The following is a 14215-nucleotide window of genomic DNA, read 5'->3' as shown; positions in this document are numbered from 1 at the left end:
CTCCTTTTATCGTATGATAACTATAGTATAAAAAAAGAATGTGCGAATAAGACATAGAAGAAATCAAGTAAATAGATAAAAAAACTTGATATTTGAAAGTGATGTCATGATAGATCGTTCTTTTGCGAATAAAGGAGGAGCAGCCATGCTTGATCGAACAGATTATAGAATTCTGGAAGAACTAAACCGAAATAGTCGGATGACGATGCGGGAACTCGGAGAACGTGTACATTTGACTGGACAAGCGGTAGCAACTCGGGTGAAGAAACTTGAGGAATCTGACGTCATCCGGAACTATTCCATCACGGTGGATGAAGAGAAGATAGGAAACACCGTTCATGCGATGGTGAACATCTTTATGATTTCCTCGTTCCATGATCCCTATTTATTGTTCTTAGAAGAACATCGTAAATATGTCAGGCGAAATTATAAGCTGAGTGGTGAATCATGTTACCTATTGGAGTGCAGATTTCCATCGAATGGTGAACTGAACGCCTTTTTGAAAGGGTTAAGTAAGTATGTGAACTACAAACTCTCAATCGTCATCGAACCATGAACTGTCATGTTGTTTTGTCCAGATTCGACCGGCTAAACATAAACTTCAATCAAGAAGAAATAAGAGACGGACAACGACTTTCTTCTTGATTGGGAAGCTCATATGGAGAATATGATGTTTCCGCATTGTTTGAATGACAAAAGTAGCGAAGGCGAATGAAATCGATTAACAATTTCCTAAAGGGCTTCGACAAATTCCCATCGCAATTCCTTTTGCATTGATCTCTCGTTTAAGATGAACGATAGGAGAACCGGCAAACACTGTGTTGATCAAGGCGGTGACCTCTTTTTGCTCGCTCTCTGCAAGTGGCGTATCTTCGATCAAAGAAAAAAACCATTTTCTTATTTCCTTCGGATATACATTACCTGATATGGAAGATAATCGATTGAACCCTAAAGCGATTTTATCTTTCAAATCCACTTCTCCCCCCGCATAATAATAAAAGTCACTGATGTGTTCTTGTAATCGTTCTACTTTATTCTTATTACCGGCTTCTTTTATTCCGATGACTTTGTCTTGAGCACTTAATTGAATGATACTTTCAATGGATAAATCAAATCCTGTCCGACCGGGGTTATTGTAGAGAATGGTATCTTTTTGACTAGCTTGAATGATTGTTTCAGAGTACCGTAGAGCTTCTGTTTGTGATGGCAGGAGATATGGACTATATCCTAGCAATATTCCCGCAATTCGAGTCTCTTTTATGGCGTGAGCTAAGTCAACGGCTTCTTTTTGTCTAATCGCGGATACTCCAAATAAAACCTCTATCTCGTCATTAAGTAAATATGCTTCATTCATCAACGCCTCGAGTAAAACTAATTTTTCTTTCAGTTCCAGGCTATGTTGCTCTCCAGTCGATCCGCACACAAGAATCGACTTTTCTCCTTGGTCGACCAAATATCGAATATGTTCAATTGTTCCGTCGACATTCAAAGTTTCATCTGGAAAAAATGCAGTTGGCACAGCAATGTGAAATGCTTCTTTCAACATATTATTGCTCCTTTGTCCTCAGTATTTTGTATGAACTCCGTATTATTCGAGAGTAGTATGACATATTCATGCTTAGCATTCCAGATGAAAAAACGTAGAAATCATAAAGTTCAAAAACAATGTTTGTTTAGTAAAAACGACTAGAAACCAGCAAAAAAACGATTCTTCTCGACAATGTCCCAACCGAGGGCTTTTGGGGTGCTTTGAAGTCAGAGCTGTATTATTTGCATGAGTTTCAAGCCTATGAAGAGCTGGAATTCTACATCGCAACCTACTTCTATAACAAAGAGCGCCTCCATAAACAACTTGGACGACGGGGTTAGCCTGATAATTTTTCGGCTGTTAGGTCGAATAACTCAAGAATCCTACACCTCTAAGCGTAGCGTAGGTGGGAAGTAGTTCAATTTATTCGTTTGAACATTGGATGGTCTGCTTTGAATTGAATCAAGTCCCACAGGTTTCCGTACAAGTCTTTAAATACAGCTACAATTCCGTAAGGCTGCTCTTTAGGTTCTCTTTCGAATTTAATTCCTTTTTCAATCATTTTGTTGTAATCTCTCCAAAAATCATCTGTTCCAAGGAATAGGAAAACTCGGCCGCCGGTTTGATTACCTACGAACGGAAGCTGTTCTGTTTTCGAAGCTTTTGCAAGTAGTATTGCAGTTCCAAGTGTTCCTGGAGGAGCAACTACAACCCAGCGTTTATCCTGTTCTTCTTGATAGGAATCTTCAAGTAATGTGAAATCTAACTTTTTCGTATAAAAATTAATGGCTTCATCATAGTCATCAACAACCAATGCAATATATACAACAGACTGTATCGTTTGAAACACTTCCTTTTCTTATAGTTGGCCCTCAAGATTCATTTCGCGATTTTTCTCAGGAGTTTTGATCCTAGAGTCTCGTTTTTCCTTCAATTCTGGGGTCATTTGGTCAACTCTTACCGATTTTGTTATGTTCGATCATGTGCTCGTGAGCAATCATTAATGCCTCTAGTAAAAATAATTTTTCTTTCAGTTCCAGGCTATGTTGCTCTCCAGTCGATCCGCACACAAGTATAGACTTTTCTCCTTGGTCGAATAAATATCGAATATGTTCAATTGTTCCGTTTACATTCAGGGCTTCATCTCGGAAAAATGCAGTTGACACCAATGTGAAAGGCTTCTTTCAACATATAATTACTCCTTCGCCCTAAGTTTTTTGGATGAACTCCGTGTTATTCGAGAGTAGTATGACATATTCATACTTAGCATTCCAGATGAACAAACGTAGAAATTATAAAGTTCAAAAACAATGTTTGTTTAGTGAAAACGATTAGAAGCCAGCAAAAAAACGATTCTTCTCGATTACGAGAAAAATCGTTTTTTGTCTTCAGTCTGAGAGATCCTTCGTAAAAAAGGATCTCCCTTGATTGTTTAGTTAAGTGTCTTGATGACGGCATTTGCAACCGCAACCGTAGATTGTGGATTTTGACCTGTTACAAGATTTCCGTCGACTTGAACGTTTTCTGTGAAGTTGTCGGCGACGATGATGTTCGCACCAAGTTCGCGGAGACGTGTCTCAAGCAGGAACGGCATGTAGATGTCGAGTCCTGTCGCGCGTTCTTCTTCATCCGTGAATGTTGCGATTGTTTTACCGGCGACGAGTGGTGTTCCGTCTGTCAGTGTCGCACTGACGAGTCCAGCTGGTCCATGACAGACGGCAGCAACAGTTTTACCCGCTTCGAACAACGTCCGTAGTGCGTGGTTCAAGGCATCGCTGTGTGGCAAGTCGAACATCGTACCGTGACCACCCGGCATGAAGATTGCATCAAACGGACTGAAGTCGCTGATGGATTTCAGATCGAGTGTGTTTTCGAGCAGTGGGGCCGTGGCTTGAATGTCTGCCGGTACGTCGTCTTCGAGGCTGCGGGCGTCGATTGGCGAAAGTCCACCGTTTGGACTGGCGACCGTAATCGTATAGCCTTCTTTTTGGAACGCAACATAGGCTTCGCCGAACTCGGATAACCAAATGCCTGTTGCATGTCCTTCTTTCATTTTGCTGGCGTTTGTTACGACCATTAATACGTGTTTACTCATGTTTATTTCCTCCTTGGATGTGTTCAGTAATTCGCTACGTGATTAGAATAGCGCGTAGTTGATGTAAAAACAAATTAATAAAAATAGGTCTATCCATAAATAAATTTATAAAAAACTTCATGCTATTGAATAATGCAAATAGAAACTTTGTTTCATATTGATTACGCTTTCAAATAAAACATTGTTTCTTTTTAAGGTGGTTGCTATACTAACGGTGAACGCAGGGGAAAGCACCAACGGCGATTGGAAAAACGCCAAACAGTGGATGTAAAAGCAATTCAAGCAGGGGTCAAAACAAAAGGGGAGCTGAGCATATGGGACAGAAACTCAACTGGACAGCAACACTCGGATTGACGACGGCACTACTCGCCGCGTCGCTGCCAATGCAACCGGTCGCGGCGGAAACGACACCATCCGTCACGGAACGGGTCGACGCACAACTGGAGCAGATGACACTTGAGCAGAAGATCGGACAAATGATCATGCCGGATTTCCGGTTATGGGACGGGGTCAATCATACGAAGCTGGCACCGGAAGTCGGACGGGTCATCGACCGGTTTGATTTAGGGGGCGTCATCCTGTTTGCGGAAAATGTCAGCGAGACGGAGCAGACAACGAAACTGGTCCATGACTTGCAGGAGGTCGTCAAGCAGGATACAAGCAACGATATCCCGTTGTTCGTGACGATTGACCAAGAAGGTGGCATCGTGACACGACTCGGAACGGGAACGAATTTGCCGGGTAATATGGCACTTGGAGCGACTCGCAGTGCATCCTACGCTGAGGCGGCAGGAGGAATCATCGGCTCCGAATTGCATGCACTCGGCATCAATGTCAACTTTGGTCCGGTCCTGGACGTCAACAACAATCCGGGCAATCCCGTCATCGGTGTTCGTTCGTTTTCAAGTGATCCGAACCTGGTTGGGGAACTGGGCTCGGCCATGACGCAAGGCATTCAGAAGCAAGGAGTCGCTGCGACGGCAAAACACTTCCCGGGACACGGGGATACGGCAGTTGACTCGCATTACGGCTTGCCGGTCGTCGATAAATCACTGGCCGAACTGAAACGGCTGGAACTGATTCCGTTTAAACGGGCGATTGCCGAAGGAATCGATATGGTTATGACGGGACATATCGGGATGCCGCAGATCGAGGATGAGGTCGTCGAATCGACACAAGGCACGTTCCCGTTACCGGCGACGTTATCAGATGACGTCATCACCGGCGTCTTGCGGGAAGAGCTTGGGTATCAGGGACTTGTCATTACCGATGCCTTGAACATGCAGGCGATTGCTGACAACTTCACGGAGTCGGAAGCCGTCATCAAAACGTTTAAAGCCGGCGTCGATATCGCCTTGATGCCGACGATTCTCCGGTCGACACAAGACGTGACGAAACTCGAGACGATTTTTGACGATGTGATCGAAGCTGTCGAAAGCGGTGAGCTGTCGGAAGCGGACATCGATCAGTCTGTCTCGCGGATTTTGACGTTAAAAGCAACACGCGGCATTTGGAATGAAACGGACACACCGGTCACGCTCGATGAAAAACTGGCACAAGCGAAAACAATTGTCGGCAGTCCGGAACATAAGGCACTTGAGCGGAAAATGACGGAAGCGGCGGTCACGCTCGTCAAAAATGACAAGAAAACATTACCGTTCAAACCCAAAAAAGGGGAGACGATCCTGGTCCTGTCACCGGCAAAAGATCAGACGGACAGTATGGTCAAGACAATCCAGTCGCTTGAGAAAAACGCGGGCAATTTGAAACACGTGAACATATTGACAGAAAATTATACGGCGTCGACGCCGCATCTGGAGCAAAATCCGAATCTGCAAGAAAAGATCGCAGCTGCGGACTACATCATCGTCGGCTCAAACGTTAACAACAGTGACAAGCTGAAAGCGACATCGGCGGACCATTATGTTCCGGCGGAAGTGTTCCGTCAGGCGAAACGCACAAAAACACCGTCCGTTCTGCTCAGTCTCCGAAACCCTTATGATGTCGCCGTGCAACCGGACGCGAAAGCGCAACTGCTTGTCTACGGCTTTAAGGGAGATCCCAATGGTCCGGACTCGGAAGCCGGGAACACGAAATCAGCCGGACCGAATTTACCGGCAGGAATCCGCGCCATCTTTGGTGAAGTGAAACCACAAGGAAAACTGCCGGTTGATGTACCGAAGTTCAAAGACGGTACGTTCCGGAACAAACTTCACCTCGAGTTTGGGGATGGGTTCCGCAACTGGAACCGGTAAGGACGTAGGGAATAGGTAAGCTCAATCAATCCGATTGGGCTTTCCCTATTGACTCTTTTTGAAATTAAATTTCATTTATTATTAATTTTAATTGTTATTATATTTTTCGAATAGAAAGTAAAAGGAGTTGTCAGAGAGGATGAAGGTCATGTTAGAGAAATTAGCGACAGAACGCCGGAATGAAAAGACGATGCGTCTCGACGACATGTCGGTCGAAGAAATGTTGACGGTCATGAATGCGGAGGATCAAACGGTCGCTGCTGTCATTCAGCAGGAAATACCGGTCATCAAACAAGTCGTCGATTGCGTCATTCAATCGTTTCAAGCGGGCGGACGATTGATTTACATCGGAGCCGGAACGAGCGGCCGACTCGGTGTGCTCGATGCGGCCGAATGTGTGCCGACGTTCGGGGTCTCACCGGATATGGTCGTCGGCTTGATCGCCGGGGGCGAACGGGCACTGATCAAAGCCGTCGAAGATTTACGGGCACTTCAGCTGACGGCGAATGATACCGTCATCGGCATCGCGGCAAGCGGCCGGACTCCTTACGTGATCGGTGGTCTGGACTATGCCCGTGAAGTCGGTGCGACGACGGCTGCCCTGTCCTGCAACAAGCAGGCGGCGATCAGTGAACACGCGGACTTCCGAATTGAAGTCGAAACCGGACCGGAAGTCTTGACCGGCTCGACACGCCTGAAGGCCGGCACGGCACAAAAGCTCGTGTTGAACATGATTTCGACGGCAGCGATGATTGGTGTCGGGAAGGTCTACCAAAACTTGATGGTCGATGTCCAATCGACGAATGAAAAACTCGAAATTCGGGCCAAACGAATGATCGTGGAAGCGACAGGGGTTGATCTTGAGACAGCCGCGCGTTATTTCACATCGGCGAATGGTCACGTCAAGACGGCGATCGTCATGATTTTAGCGGACGTTTCGTATACTGAGGCAGTCGAACGATTACAACATGCGCACGGATTCGTCCGCGACGCGCTTTAAGGGGGGACGAACATGAAGAAGGAAGAAGTGCTCGCATCCGCCATCCTTGAACATGTCGGGGGAAAAGACAATCTCCGGCAACTGGCCCATTGTATGACACGTGTCCGGTTGTCGCTGAAAGATCCGACGAAAGCGGACATCCAGGCCCTCAAACAAATTGACGGTGTCATGGGGGTCATCGATGACGAGACCCTGCAAATCGTTGTTGGACCAGGAACGGTCAACCGGGTGGCCGATCATTTGAGTCGTGAGACGGGGCTTGCAATCGGTGAAGAGTCGGTCGATGAGAATCTGACGTTTGAAGAACGGGCTGCCATCGAACGGCAAAAAGTGAAGGACAAACAAAAGTCACCGTTCAAACGTTTTTTACGCCGTTTGGGAAATATCTTCATCCCGCTCATTCCGGGACTCGTCGCGTCGGGGATCATCAATGGAGCGGCGAACTTCGCGAAAAACGCCGGAGTTGATGCGACAGAAACGTGGATGCAGATTCTGTTATTGATCGGTAGTACCGTCTTTGCCTACTTAGCGATTCTCGTCGGTTGGAATACGGCGAAGGAATTTGGTGGCACACCGGTTCTCGGCGCAATTGCCGGCGGAATTCTATTTAATCCGTTACTTGTCGATATAATTATTTACGGTGAACCGCTAGTCGTCGGTCGGGGTGGTTTGTTTGGGGTCATCTTTGCCGCCTGGTTGATGACGTATCTGGAAAAACATATTCGCCGGTTCATGCCGGTCTCGATTGATATCATCTTTACACCACTCTTTACTGTTTTGATTGTCGGCTTTACGGCACTCTATGCGATCATGCCGGTCGCGGGGGTCTTGTCTGACGGCATCATGAAGGCAATCAACGTGATTCTTGAAGTCGGTGGTCCGCTTGCCGGTGCCGTCCTCGCCGGATTCTTCCTGCCGCTCGTCATGGTCGGTCTCCATCACGGATTGACACCGATTCATTTGGAGCTGTTAAATACGATTGGCAACACGGCACTGCTACCGATTCTTGCGATGGCGGGAGCCGGGCAAGTCGGGGCAGCGATGGCGATTTTCGTCAAGACACGGAATCAACGGTTGCGCAACATCATCAAGGGGGCAATTCCGGTCGGGTTCCTCGGTATCGGCGAACCGTTACTTTACGGGGTCACCTTACCGCTCGGCCGTCCATTCCTGACAGCTTGTATGGGAGCAGCAGTCGGCGGAGCCTTCCAGGCGACGATGAAGACAGCAGCGCTTGGCGTCGGCGTATCCGGTCTGTCGTTGACACCGTTGATCGATAACGGGATGTACCTGACGTACATCGGCGGGCTTGTCATCTCGTACGTCTTCGGTTTCCTGTTTACATTCTGGTTTGGTTTCAAGGAAGAAATGGCGGACGGGATTTAACATCAGCAAAAGAGCGGCACACAACAAAAAGATGGAACATCACGTCGCAGTGATGTTCCATCTTTTTTGACTCAAATCATGTTCAGGATCAGTCAGCAAAAAACTGGTTGATCTTGGTTTCCGACTTCAAATGGTGTTGGAGCAGCTTTTTTACATCGGACTCCTGTTTTATCGTGCTGAGGTTTTGACCGTACCAGTGTTCGAGTTGGTCCCGTGTCACTGTATAATCGTAGTCCGGGAAGGTAAAGGTAATCCGGTCCACGTTATCGACGAGGACAAACAGGTAGGTTGCGTTGAACAGGACCGTTTCTTTGATCTCCTGTTCGATGTTTTCTGTCTCGATGTCCTTGTAAGTCAAATGGATGCCATACGGTGTTTGTTTCGTTTCGAGAGCAATTTGATGCAACTCTTGATGGTGTGCCAGTTCTTTGACGATGTTCGCGACGGCGCTGTTGTCGCCGACAGAAGAATGTTTATGTTGGAACAGGTCCGTCTTTGAATCGGCATGTTGACTGTAGCCGTTCCAGATCAATACCAGACAGGCAATCGACAGGAATGGAATCAAAATTCGTTTCATGCAATCTCTCCTTTATGGATCTCGTACTAATGGTATCATAATTCATGAAGTATCTCCTAAAAAATTCTTATATTGGAACTTTAGTAACAATTGACGGTCTTTGAACACTACGCTGACAAGAAGGAGTGAAACAGATGAAAGGACTTGCCGTTTATTTGAGTGAACCACTGACAGATGAGGCGAAAGACAGCATCCGACAGATGCGGACGATCGGTTTTACCTCAATCTTTACCTCGTTACATATTCCGGAAGACGATCCGTCGTTGTACACGGAACGCTTGCGGACGCTTGGGCAACTCGCGCAACAGCTCAAGATGGAACTCGTCGCGGATATCGCCCCGACTTCCCTTGCCGCACTCGGCAAGACGTGGGAGAATGCCGATACCTTAACCGAATGGGGCGTGACCGGACTGCGGGTCGACTACGGCGTGACACCAAAACAGGTCGCGGACTTATCAAAACAGATGATGGTCGCCTTAAACGCCAGTACGCTGACGGCGGTGGAACTCGATGCGATGAAAGCGGAGGGGCTCGTGCTTGAGCAGGTCGAGGCGTGGCACAACTTTTATCCGCGACCGGAAACAGGACTGGATCGTGACTGGTTCAATGATAAAAACCGGTGGCTTCGTGAACAGGGGATTGGTGTCCAAGCCTTCATCCCGGGAGACGGGCAACTGCGTGGACCGCTTGACGAAACGTTACCGACGCTCGAAGACCACCGCGGACAATCACCGTTTGCCTGTTATCTCGATCTGGAAACGTCCGTCGACCGGATACTGGTCGGGGACCCCGGCTTGTCGGACACGACGATGCGGCAGTTTGCTGCCTATCAGGAGGGGATCATTGTCCTCCGGGCAACGGGACAAGGCGGTGATTCCCTGTTGAAGAGCGTCCAGACAAATCGGATGGATCCGGCACGCGATGTCATCCGCTCGGTCGAGTCACGTACTTACGGCCGACCGGGCGACGAACTTCTCGAACCTGCGACTGTATCCGACCGGCCCCTTGGATCGATTACGATTGATAATCTGCGTTACGGTCGGTATGCCGGGGAATTACAAATCACCAAACGGGATCTCGCGGCCGACGAACGGGTCAATGTCATCGGACGCGTAATTGAAGTTGACCGACCGTTGCTGCAACAGATTGGTCCCGGTGTGCGGTTCCGGATTAATTGGGTTAAGGCGGAAGTCGCTATCAATTCTCTGTAATTGAATTATAAATAATGAAAAATTGATTTACATAGAGACGGAGGGATGATGTGAAGGAGCAGCTCTTTTTAAAATTGAAAAATGGAAACCTCTATTCGGTGGACGCTTTTGCTGATTTAAATATGTTCATGGAAGCAATTGATGGATTTTTAGAACATCATCAGACGGCTGGACATTATACGACACCATTTTTCAGACTTTCCGTTAACGGTGGTAATGTACTGGCGTTTCAAATAAACGAATTGCTTTCTGTTTATCTGGAGCGATACGTGAAAGAGAACGAGCCGGTAAATGACGTGTAAGGAAAGAAAGGATGGAAACGGAATGAAAAAGATTATGTTGATCGGCTCCGGCGGATCAGGTAAGTCGACGCTTGCGAGACAACTGGGTCAACGGCTCGGTATTTCTGTCCACCATCTCGACAGTTTGTTGTGGCGGGCGGACTGGCAGGCAGTTCCGCGCGAGGAACAACAACGGATACAAACGGACTTGATCAGCCGGGATGACTGGATCATCGACGGAAATTACGGTGGAACGATGGACCTCCGGCTCAACGCGGCGGATACGATCATCTTTCTTGATCTACCGCGAACGACGTGTGTCTACCGGATTCTCAAACGGTCGATTCGGTACCGGCATAAGTCACGACCAGATATGGCGGCCGGGTGTCCGGAAAAAATCGATTTTGCTTTTTTGAAGTGGGTGTGGCGTTATCCGGATGAACAGCGACCGGATATTCAAGCGAGACTTGCTCAAGCGGCAGCAACGAAGACAATTATCGTGTTAAAGTCACGGAAAGAAGTCCGGCGGTTCATCGAAAGTGTTGGCTAAGCAGTACGTGGAAAAGAGAAAACAAAGCAAACGACTCCCGGACAACAGGGAGTCGTTTTTTAAGCATTCAATCCTTTACTGATTTAGAGCTGTTGCTGTTCATTGACAGCAAGAGTCTTGGTCCAGTGTTCCTGAATCACGTGCAACACCGATTCCGGATCATCCCAATGCACGATGTGGGAAGTCGCAGGAGCAGACACGACAGTCCCTCCGGTTTTCTTCTGCCACAGAGCGATTGCTTCTTGACGGAACGGTTCATCGGAAACGGGTAACGTCGCGCGAAGCAACACCAGGTTGTCACCCGGAACGGTGTCGAGGAAGTCGAGAATTTCATCCTGATACATCGCGGTCAGGATGGCGCGCGCCGTCTTTGCCCGGGCATGCCAGTAGTACCGGCCGTCCTGCATCCGGACAAAATCCTTGCCGGCCAGATCAAGCAGTGGCGACCGGCGCATCTTGGGTCCGTAGACGGCAACGTCCCGGAACTCTTCCCACGTCGCGACGGACTCTTCGAAATCCGTATCGTAAAATGCAGATTCCTGTTCGAGTGGTGTCCCGCGTAACCGTTTGCTCTGATATCCGCCGTCGATCAGGATGGAGCCGAGAACCCGGTCCGGCTGTTCCTTCTGATAAAAGAGTGCGATAAAGCTACCCCAGGAGTGGGACAGAAAATAAAAATCCTGGATGTCGAGCTGTTCAAACAGCCGGTTCAGCCAATTGGAAAAGCGGGCAAACCGATAATCGCGTTCGTCCGGGAAGGGTTCGGTCTTTCCGTGACCGGGTGCATCAATCGAGACGATCCGGTACGTATCTTGTAAGGCATCGGCCAGTTCAATGAAGCTGAGGCTCGTCCCGCCAAGACCGTGCAGGCAAAAAATGACCGGGCGGTCCGCTTCGCCCCATTCGGTAATCTGTGTTGAAATCCCGTTACATTCCAGTGTATAGCGTTTCATCTGTCTGCCTCCTATAGGTATGTATTTACTAATTAACCAGTATTATACATCATTTGTTGTATACTAAAGCTAATCAATTTGAATCGATAGCGAAGGAGAAGAAGGATGAAAATTACAGCAGTAACACTTTGGATGGATCAGATAAAGCTGATGCAGGACTTTTATACGGGTACACTCGGTTTTCCGCTCGTCGAGGAAACGGCAACAGCGTTTACGGTGCAGATCGGGACGAGCCGACTTCGGTTTGAGCTCGACACGACAGAGCAACCGAAACAATACCACTTTGCGTTTAACGTCCCGGGGGATGCGTTTCAGCTGGCAAAGGACTGGTTGCAACAACGTGTCCCGTTACTGATCGAGGACGGGAAAGACGAAATCTTTTTTGAGAACATCAATGCCCATTCCGTTTACTTTTATGATCCGGATGAAAACGTCGTCGAATTGATTGCCCGCCATGACGTCAATCCGAATAAGTCGCTTGACAGCTTCAGTGTACATAACATTCTCGATATCGGGGAAATGAACGTCACGACGCCGGACGTCGCTGGTGTCGGAGCAAAATTTGCGGAACTCGGTGTCTTTCACCGCTACCATCAACCGATTAACGTCGACTTCCTGAATTTCCTCGGAGCACCGGAAGACGGGACACATCTGTTGCTTGGACGAGAAGCCCGGACATGGTTGTTCTCACCGAAACCGGCCATCACCAGTCCGCTTGTTCTCGAACTCGACGTGAATCTACGCGTCCGACTGGATGCAGAAGGTGTCTTGCACCACGAAAAATAAACCCGTCATAAGACGGATTTAAAGGTTACGCTATGAGCTGTAAAATCCCGAACGTCGTCAAGACGACATAGGAGACGGAAACAAAAATCAAGACGGGCTGAAACAACGCCTCTTTGGATTGACGCGTAATCCCTTCGACGAAACAACTGAGGAGAAAGACAAAAATCGCCAGTCCGATATACATCAGGACAATCGTCAGGATACTTTGGATGATCCCAAACGTGACGAGCGAAAAAACGGTGAAGAACAGGTAACCGAATGCCGTCAGGAGAACGAGACCAAGCAGGATACCGAGTGCCGGATGAATCCTGTTGACGCGTTTCGTCCAGTTCGGAAAGCGTGGGCTGAGTAATGTCCAGCCCGTATGTAATGACAGACAAATCGAGATGAACAACATCAGGAAAAAGAGTGTCTGTAACAGGGGCGACAGTTGATCGGTCCAGAACGGAACGATTAAAAAGACGACCGGGAAACAGAGGCTCAAAAGATGTTTTTTCAAGTGAATCACTTCTTTCGTAAGAGTAGGAACTTGCATTAACAATATCTTCCTTATCCGTACCGTATCATACGTGGAGACAGGAGGGAAGGAGCACTGATGACACACTTTTGGAAAGTAAACGGCAAGTGGCGGATTGGACGTTTAATTTTGATTTCGATGGTGCTCATATTGGTTTCATGTTTTTTGTATACCTTTCATCAGAAAATCCTGCGGCAGCTGTATTTGGAAGACCGACTGGAACAACAGTATGGGCTAGAAAAAGACGAGTATCAGATGCAAAGTCATTTCTCGAAATACGGTTATGGCTACGATGTTACGTTCCATGATGACTCCCGGACGTCATATGCTTTTAATGTTCGAGAAAAAAATGGAGATTATACTGCCGTCTACGTGGGCTACGGCTTTAAGGAAACAGGTTATAATGAGAATGACTTCCGTGCACCTGAACATATGGAGTTCGAGCAGTTTGTGGACGACAAGTAACCAATGCAACACACTCATTTATAAAACAGGAGGAATTGATATGTGGCAAGATTACGAATGGATCAACCAACCAACTGAAATCGACATGCAGGAACGCTTAACATTTACGACAGAAGGCGATACCGACTTTTGGCGCAATACCTATTATCAATTCAACCGGATGACCGGTCACGCCTTACTTAAACCGATTCCGGCACCGTCTTTTTCCTGCCGAATCGAAGTGAAGCTGCATCCGCGACTGACGTATGACCAGGCAGGCATCCTACTCTATTTAAACGAAGATAACTGGCTAAAAGTTTCAGCGGAATTCATTCCGGACGGAAAATCTCATCTCGGAGCGGTCGTCACGTCGTTCGGCTACTCCGATTGGTCGTCGCGCGATATCGACAACACGGTCTTTGATCAGCCGTTGACGTTTGAGCTCGTCTGCAATCAACAGGACGTCGAACTGTACTTTATCGACGGTGAGACGAAAGAACAATTGCGGATTGCCCATCTACACGCGGAAGGGGACTGGAAAGTCGGACCGTATGCCTGCAGTCCGAATCTTGAAGGGCAAGGGTGTGACGTCGAAATACTGGCATTTGATTGTCGCGAAATATAAATAAAAT

The 14215-nt window shown here is 47.7% G+C and carries 17 protein-coding genes and 1 pseudogene; 11 read left to right on the top strand and 7 right to left on the bottom strand.

Translation table 11 applies throughout. The features are described 5' to 3' along the window. Positions 1-145: 145 nt before the first annotated feature. Entirely contained in the window at positions 146-556 is a 411-nt protein-coding gene (locus tag P402_RS0109840) for an Lrp/AsnC family transcriptional regulator (RefSeq protein WP_026828525.1), read from the top strand. Positions 557-721: 165 nt separating this feature from the next. On the opposite strand, the gene P402_RS0109835 is transcribed toward P402_RS0109840, so the two are convergent. Then, positions 722-1546: a dihydrodipicolinate synthase family protein gene (locus P402_RS0109835; RefSeq protein ID WP_026828524.1), complete on the bottom strand. Its 825-nt coding sequence runs from the start codon at positions 1544-1546 to the stop codon at positions 722-724. A 167-nt stretch (positions 1547-1713) separates the two neighbouring features. Here P402_RS0109835 and P402_RS16865 point away from each other — a divergent pair. Next, a pseudogene (locus P402_RS16865) lies at positions 1714-1869 on the top strand (IS3 family transposase); the annotation flags it as partial. 77 nt (positions 1870-1946) lie between these two features. Here the strand turns inward: P402_RS16865 and P402_RS0109830 are convergent. The 3 genes from P402_RS0109830 to P402_RS0109820 form a co-directional block, all read right to left on the bottom strand. After that, a complete protein-coding gene (locus P402_RS0109830) occupies positions 1947-2378 on the bottom strand; it encodes a VOC family protein (RefSeq protein ID WP_235188860.1) in 432 nt (143 codons plus the stop codon). Between the two features lie 100 nt (positions 2379-2478). Next, on the bottom strand, positions 2479-2694 hold the full coding sequence (locus P402_RS0109825) for a dihydrodipicolinate synthase family protein (protein WP_034769904.1): 216 nt from the start codon (positions 2692-2694) through the stop codon (positions 2479-2481). A gap of 266 nt (positions 2695-2960) precedes the next feature. After that, positions 2961-3623: a type 1 glutamine amidotransferase domain-containing protein gene (locus tag P402_RS0109820; protein WP_026828521.1), complete on the bottom strand. Its 663-nt coding sequence runs from the start codon at positions 3621-3623 to the stop codon at positions 2961-2963. Between the two features lie 314 nt (positions 3624-3937). Here P402_RS0109820 and P402_RS0109815 point away from each other — a divergent pair, with 314 nt between their 5' ends. The 3 genes from P402_RS0109815 (at position 3938) to P402_RS0109805 (ending at position 8264) form a co-directional block, all read left to right on the top strand. Beyond that, on the top strand, positions 3938-5878 hold the full coding sequence (locus tag P402_RS0109815; protein WP_026828520.1) for a glycoside hydrolase family 3 protein: 1941 nt from the start codon (positions 3938-3940) through the stop codon (positions 5876-5878). 148 nt (positions 5879-6026) lie between these two features. Next, entirely contained in the window at positions 6027-6878 is an 852-nt protein-coding gene (gene murQ / locus P402_RS0109810) for an N-acetylmuramic acid 6-phosphate etherase (protein ID WP_026828519.1), read from the top strand. Between the two features lie 12 nt (positions 6879-6890). Further along, on the top strand, positions 6891-8264 hold the full coding sequence (locus P402_RS0109805; RefSeq protein ID WP_014970250.1) for a PTS transporter subunit EIIC: 1374 nt from the start codon (positions 6891-6893) through the stop codon (positions 8262-8264). Between the two features lie 88 nt (positions 8265-8352). Here P402_RS0109805 and P402_RS0109800 read toward each other — a convergent pair whose 3' ends face one another. After that, entirely contained in the window at positions 8353-8841 is a 489-nt protein-coding gene (locus tag P402_RS0109800) for a DUF4825 domain-containing protein (protein WP_026828518.1), read from the bottom strand. Positions 8842-8975: 134 nt separating this feature from the next. On the opposite strand from P402_RS0109800, the gene P402_RS0109795 reads away from it, so the two are divergent. The 3 genes from P402_RS0109795 to P402_RS0109785 are packed head-to-tail and all read left to right on the top strand — an operon-like array spanning position 8976 to position 10883. Beyond that, positions 8976-10052 (top strand): DUF871 domain-containing protein, encoded by a 1077-nt coding sequence (locus P402_RS0109795; RefSeq protein WP_026828517.1) that lies wholly within the window; start codon positions 8976-8978, stop codon positions 10050-10052. A 50-nt stretch (positions 10053-10102) separates the two neighbouring features. Next, positions 10103-10354: a hypothetical protein gene (locus tag P402_RS0109790; protein WP_026828516.1), complete on the top strand. Its 252-nt coding sequence runs from the start codon at positions 10103-10105 to the stop codon at positions 10352-10354. 22 nt (positions 10355-10376) lie between these two features. Next, a complete protein-coding gene (locus P402_RS0109785; protein ID WP_026828515.1) occupies positions 10377-10883 on the top strand; it encodes a DNA topology modulation protein in 507 nt (168 codons plus the stop codon). An 83-nt stretch (positions 10884-10966) separates the two neighbouring features. Here P402_RS0109785 and P402_RS16435 read toward each other — a convergent pair whose 3' ends face one another. Further along, positions 10967-11836 carry an alpha/beta fold hydrolase gene (locus tag P402_RS16435; RefSeq protein WP_034769903.1) on the bottom strand — a complete coding sequence of 290 codons (870 nt, stop codon included), beginning with the start codon at positions 11834-11836 and terminating at the stop codon, positions 10967-10969. A gap of 105 nt (positions 11837-11941) precedes the next feature. On the opposite strand from P402_RS16435, the gene P402_RS0109775 reads away from it, so the two are divergent. Continuing rightward, a complete protein-coding gene (locus P402_RS0109775; protein ID WP_026828514.1) occupies positions 11942-12622 on the top strand; it encodes a VOC family protein in 681 nt (226 codons plus the stop codon). 25 nt (positions 12623-12647) lie between these two features. On the opposite strand, the gene P402_RS0109770 is transcribed toward P402_RS0109775, so the two are convergent. Further along, a complete protein-coding gene (locus tag P402_RS0109770; protein WP_235188906.1) occupies positions 12648-13130 on the bottom strand; it encodes a hypothetical protein in 483 nt (160 codons plus the stop codon). 87 nt (positions 13131-13217) lie between these two features. Between P402_RS0109770 and P402_RS0109765 the strand changes: the two genes are divergently transcribed. Together P402_RS0109765 and P402_RS0109760 are read left to right on the top strand one after the other, a co-directional pair. Then, on the top strand, positions 13218-13604 hold the full coding sequence (locus P402_RS0109765) for a hypothetical protein (protein WP_026828512.1): 387 nt from the start codon (positions 13218-13220) through the stop codon (positions 13602-13604). Positions 13605-13644: 40 nt separating this feature from the next. After that, positions 13645-14208, top strand: coding sequence for a DUF1349 domain-containing protein (locus tag P402_RS0109760; protein ID WP_026828511.1), 564 nt, complete (start codon positions 13645-13647; stop codon positions 14206-14208). The last annotated feature ends 7 nt before the right edge of the window (positions 14209-14215 follow it).

The sequence above is a fragment of the Exiguobacterium sibiricum 7-3 genome, from assembly GCF_000620865.1.
GTDB lineage: Bacteria > Bacillota > Bacilli > Exiguobacteriales > Exiguobacteriaceae > Exiguobacterium_A > Exiguobacterium_A sibiricum_A.
Note: the sequence above shows the minus strand (reverse complement) of the source record. Positions and strands in the feature narration are given on the sequence as shown.

Coding starts and splice junctions, on each gene's coding strand:
- P402_RS0109775 (WP_026828514.1), top strand. CDS start 11,942: ATGAAAATTACAGCAGTAACACTTTGGATGGATCAGATAAAGCTGATG.
- P402_RS0109785 (WP_026828515.1), top strand. CDS start 10,377: ATGAAAAAGATTATGTTGATCGGCTCCGGCGGATCAGGTAAGTCGACG.
- P402_RS0109840 (WP_026828525.1), top strand. CDS start 146: ATGCTTGATCGAACAGATTATAGAATTCTGGAAGAACTAAACCGAAAT.
- P402_RS0109805 (WP_014970250.1), top strand. CDS start 6,891: ATGAAGAAGGAAGAAGTGCTCGCATCCGCCATCCTTGAACATGTCGGG.
- P402_RS0109835 (WP_026828524.1), bottom strand. CDS start 1,546: ATGTTGAAAGAAGCATTTCACATTGCTGTGCCAACTGCATTTTTTCCA.
- P402_RS16435 (WP_034769903.1), bottom strand. CDS start 11,836: ATGAAACGCTATACACTGGAATGTAACGGGATTTCAACACAGATTACC.
- murQ (WP_026828519.1), top strand. CDS start 6,027: ATGTTAGAGAAATTAGCGACAGAACGCCGGAATGAAAAGACGATGCGT.
- P402_RS0109795 (WP_026828517.1), top strand. CDS start 8,976: ATGAAAGGACTTGCCGTTTATTTGAGTGAACCACTGACAGATGAGGCG.
- P402_RS0109765 (WP_026828512.1), top strand. CDS start 13,218: ATGACACACTTTTGGAAAGTAAACGGCAAGTGGCGGATTGGACGTTTA.
- P402_RS0109820 (WP_026828521.1), bottom strand. CDS start 3,623: ATGAGTAAACACGTATTAATGGTCGTAACAAACGCCAGCAAAATGAAA.
- P402_RS0109760 (WP_026828511.1), top strand. CDS start 13,645: ATGTGGCAAGATTACGAATGGATCAACCAACCAACTGAAATCGACATG.
- P402_RS0109800 (WP_026828518.1), bottom strand. CDS start 8,841: ATGAAACGAATTTTGATTCCATTCCTGTCGATTGCCTGTCTGGTATTG.
- P402_RS0109815 (WP_026828520.1), top strand. CDS start 3,938: ATGGGACAGAAACTCAACTGGACAGCAACACTCGGATTGACGACGGCA.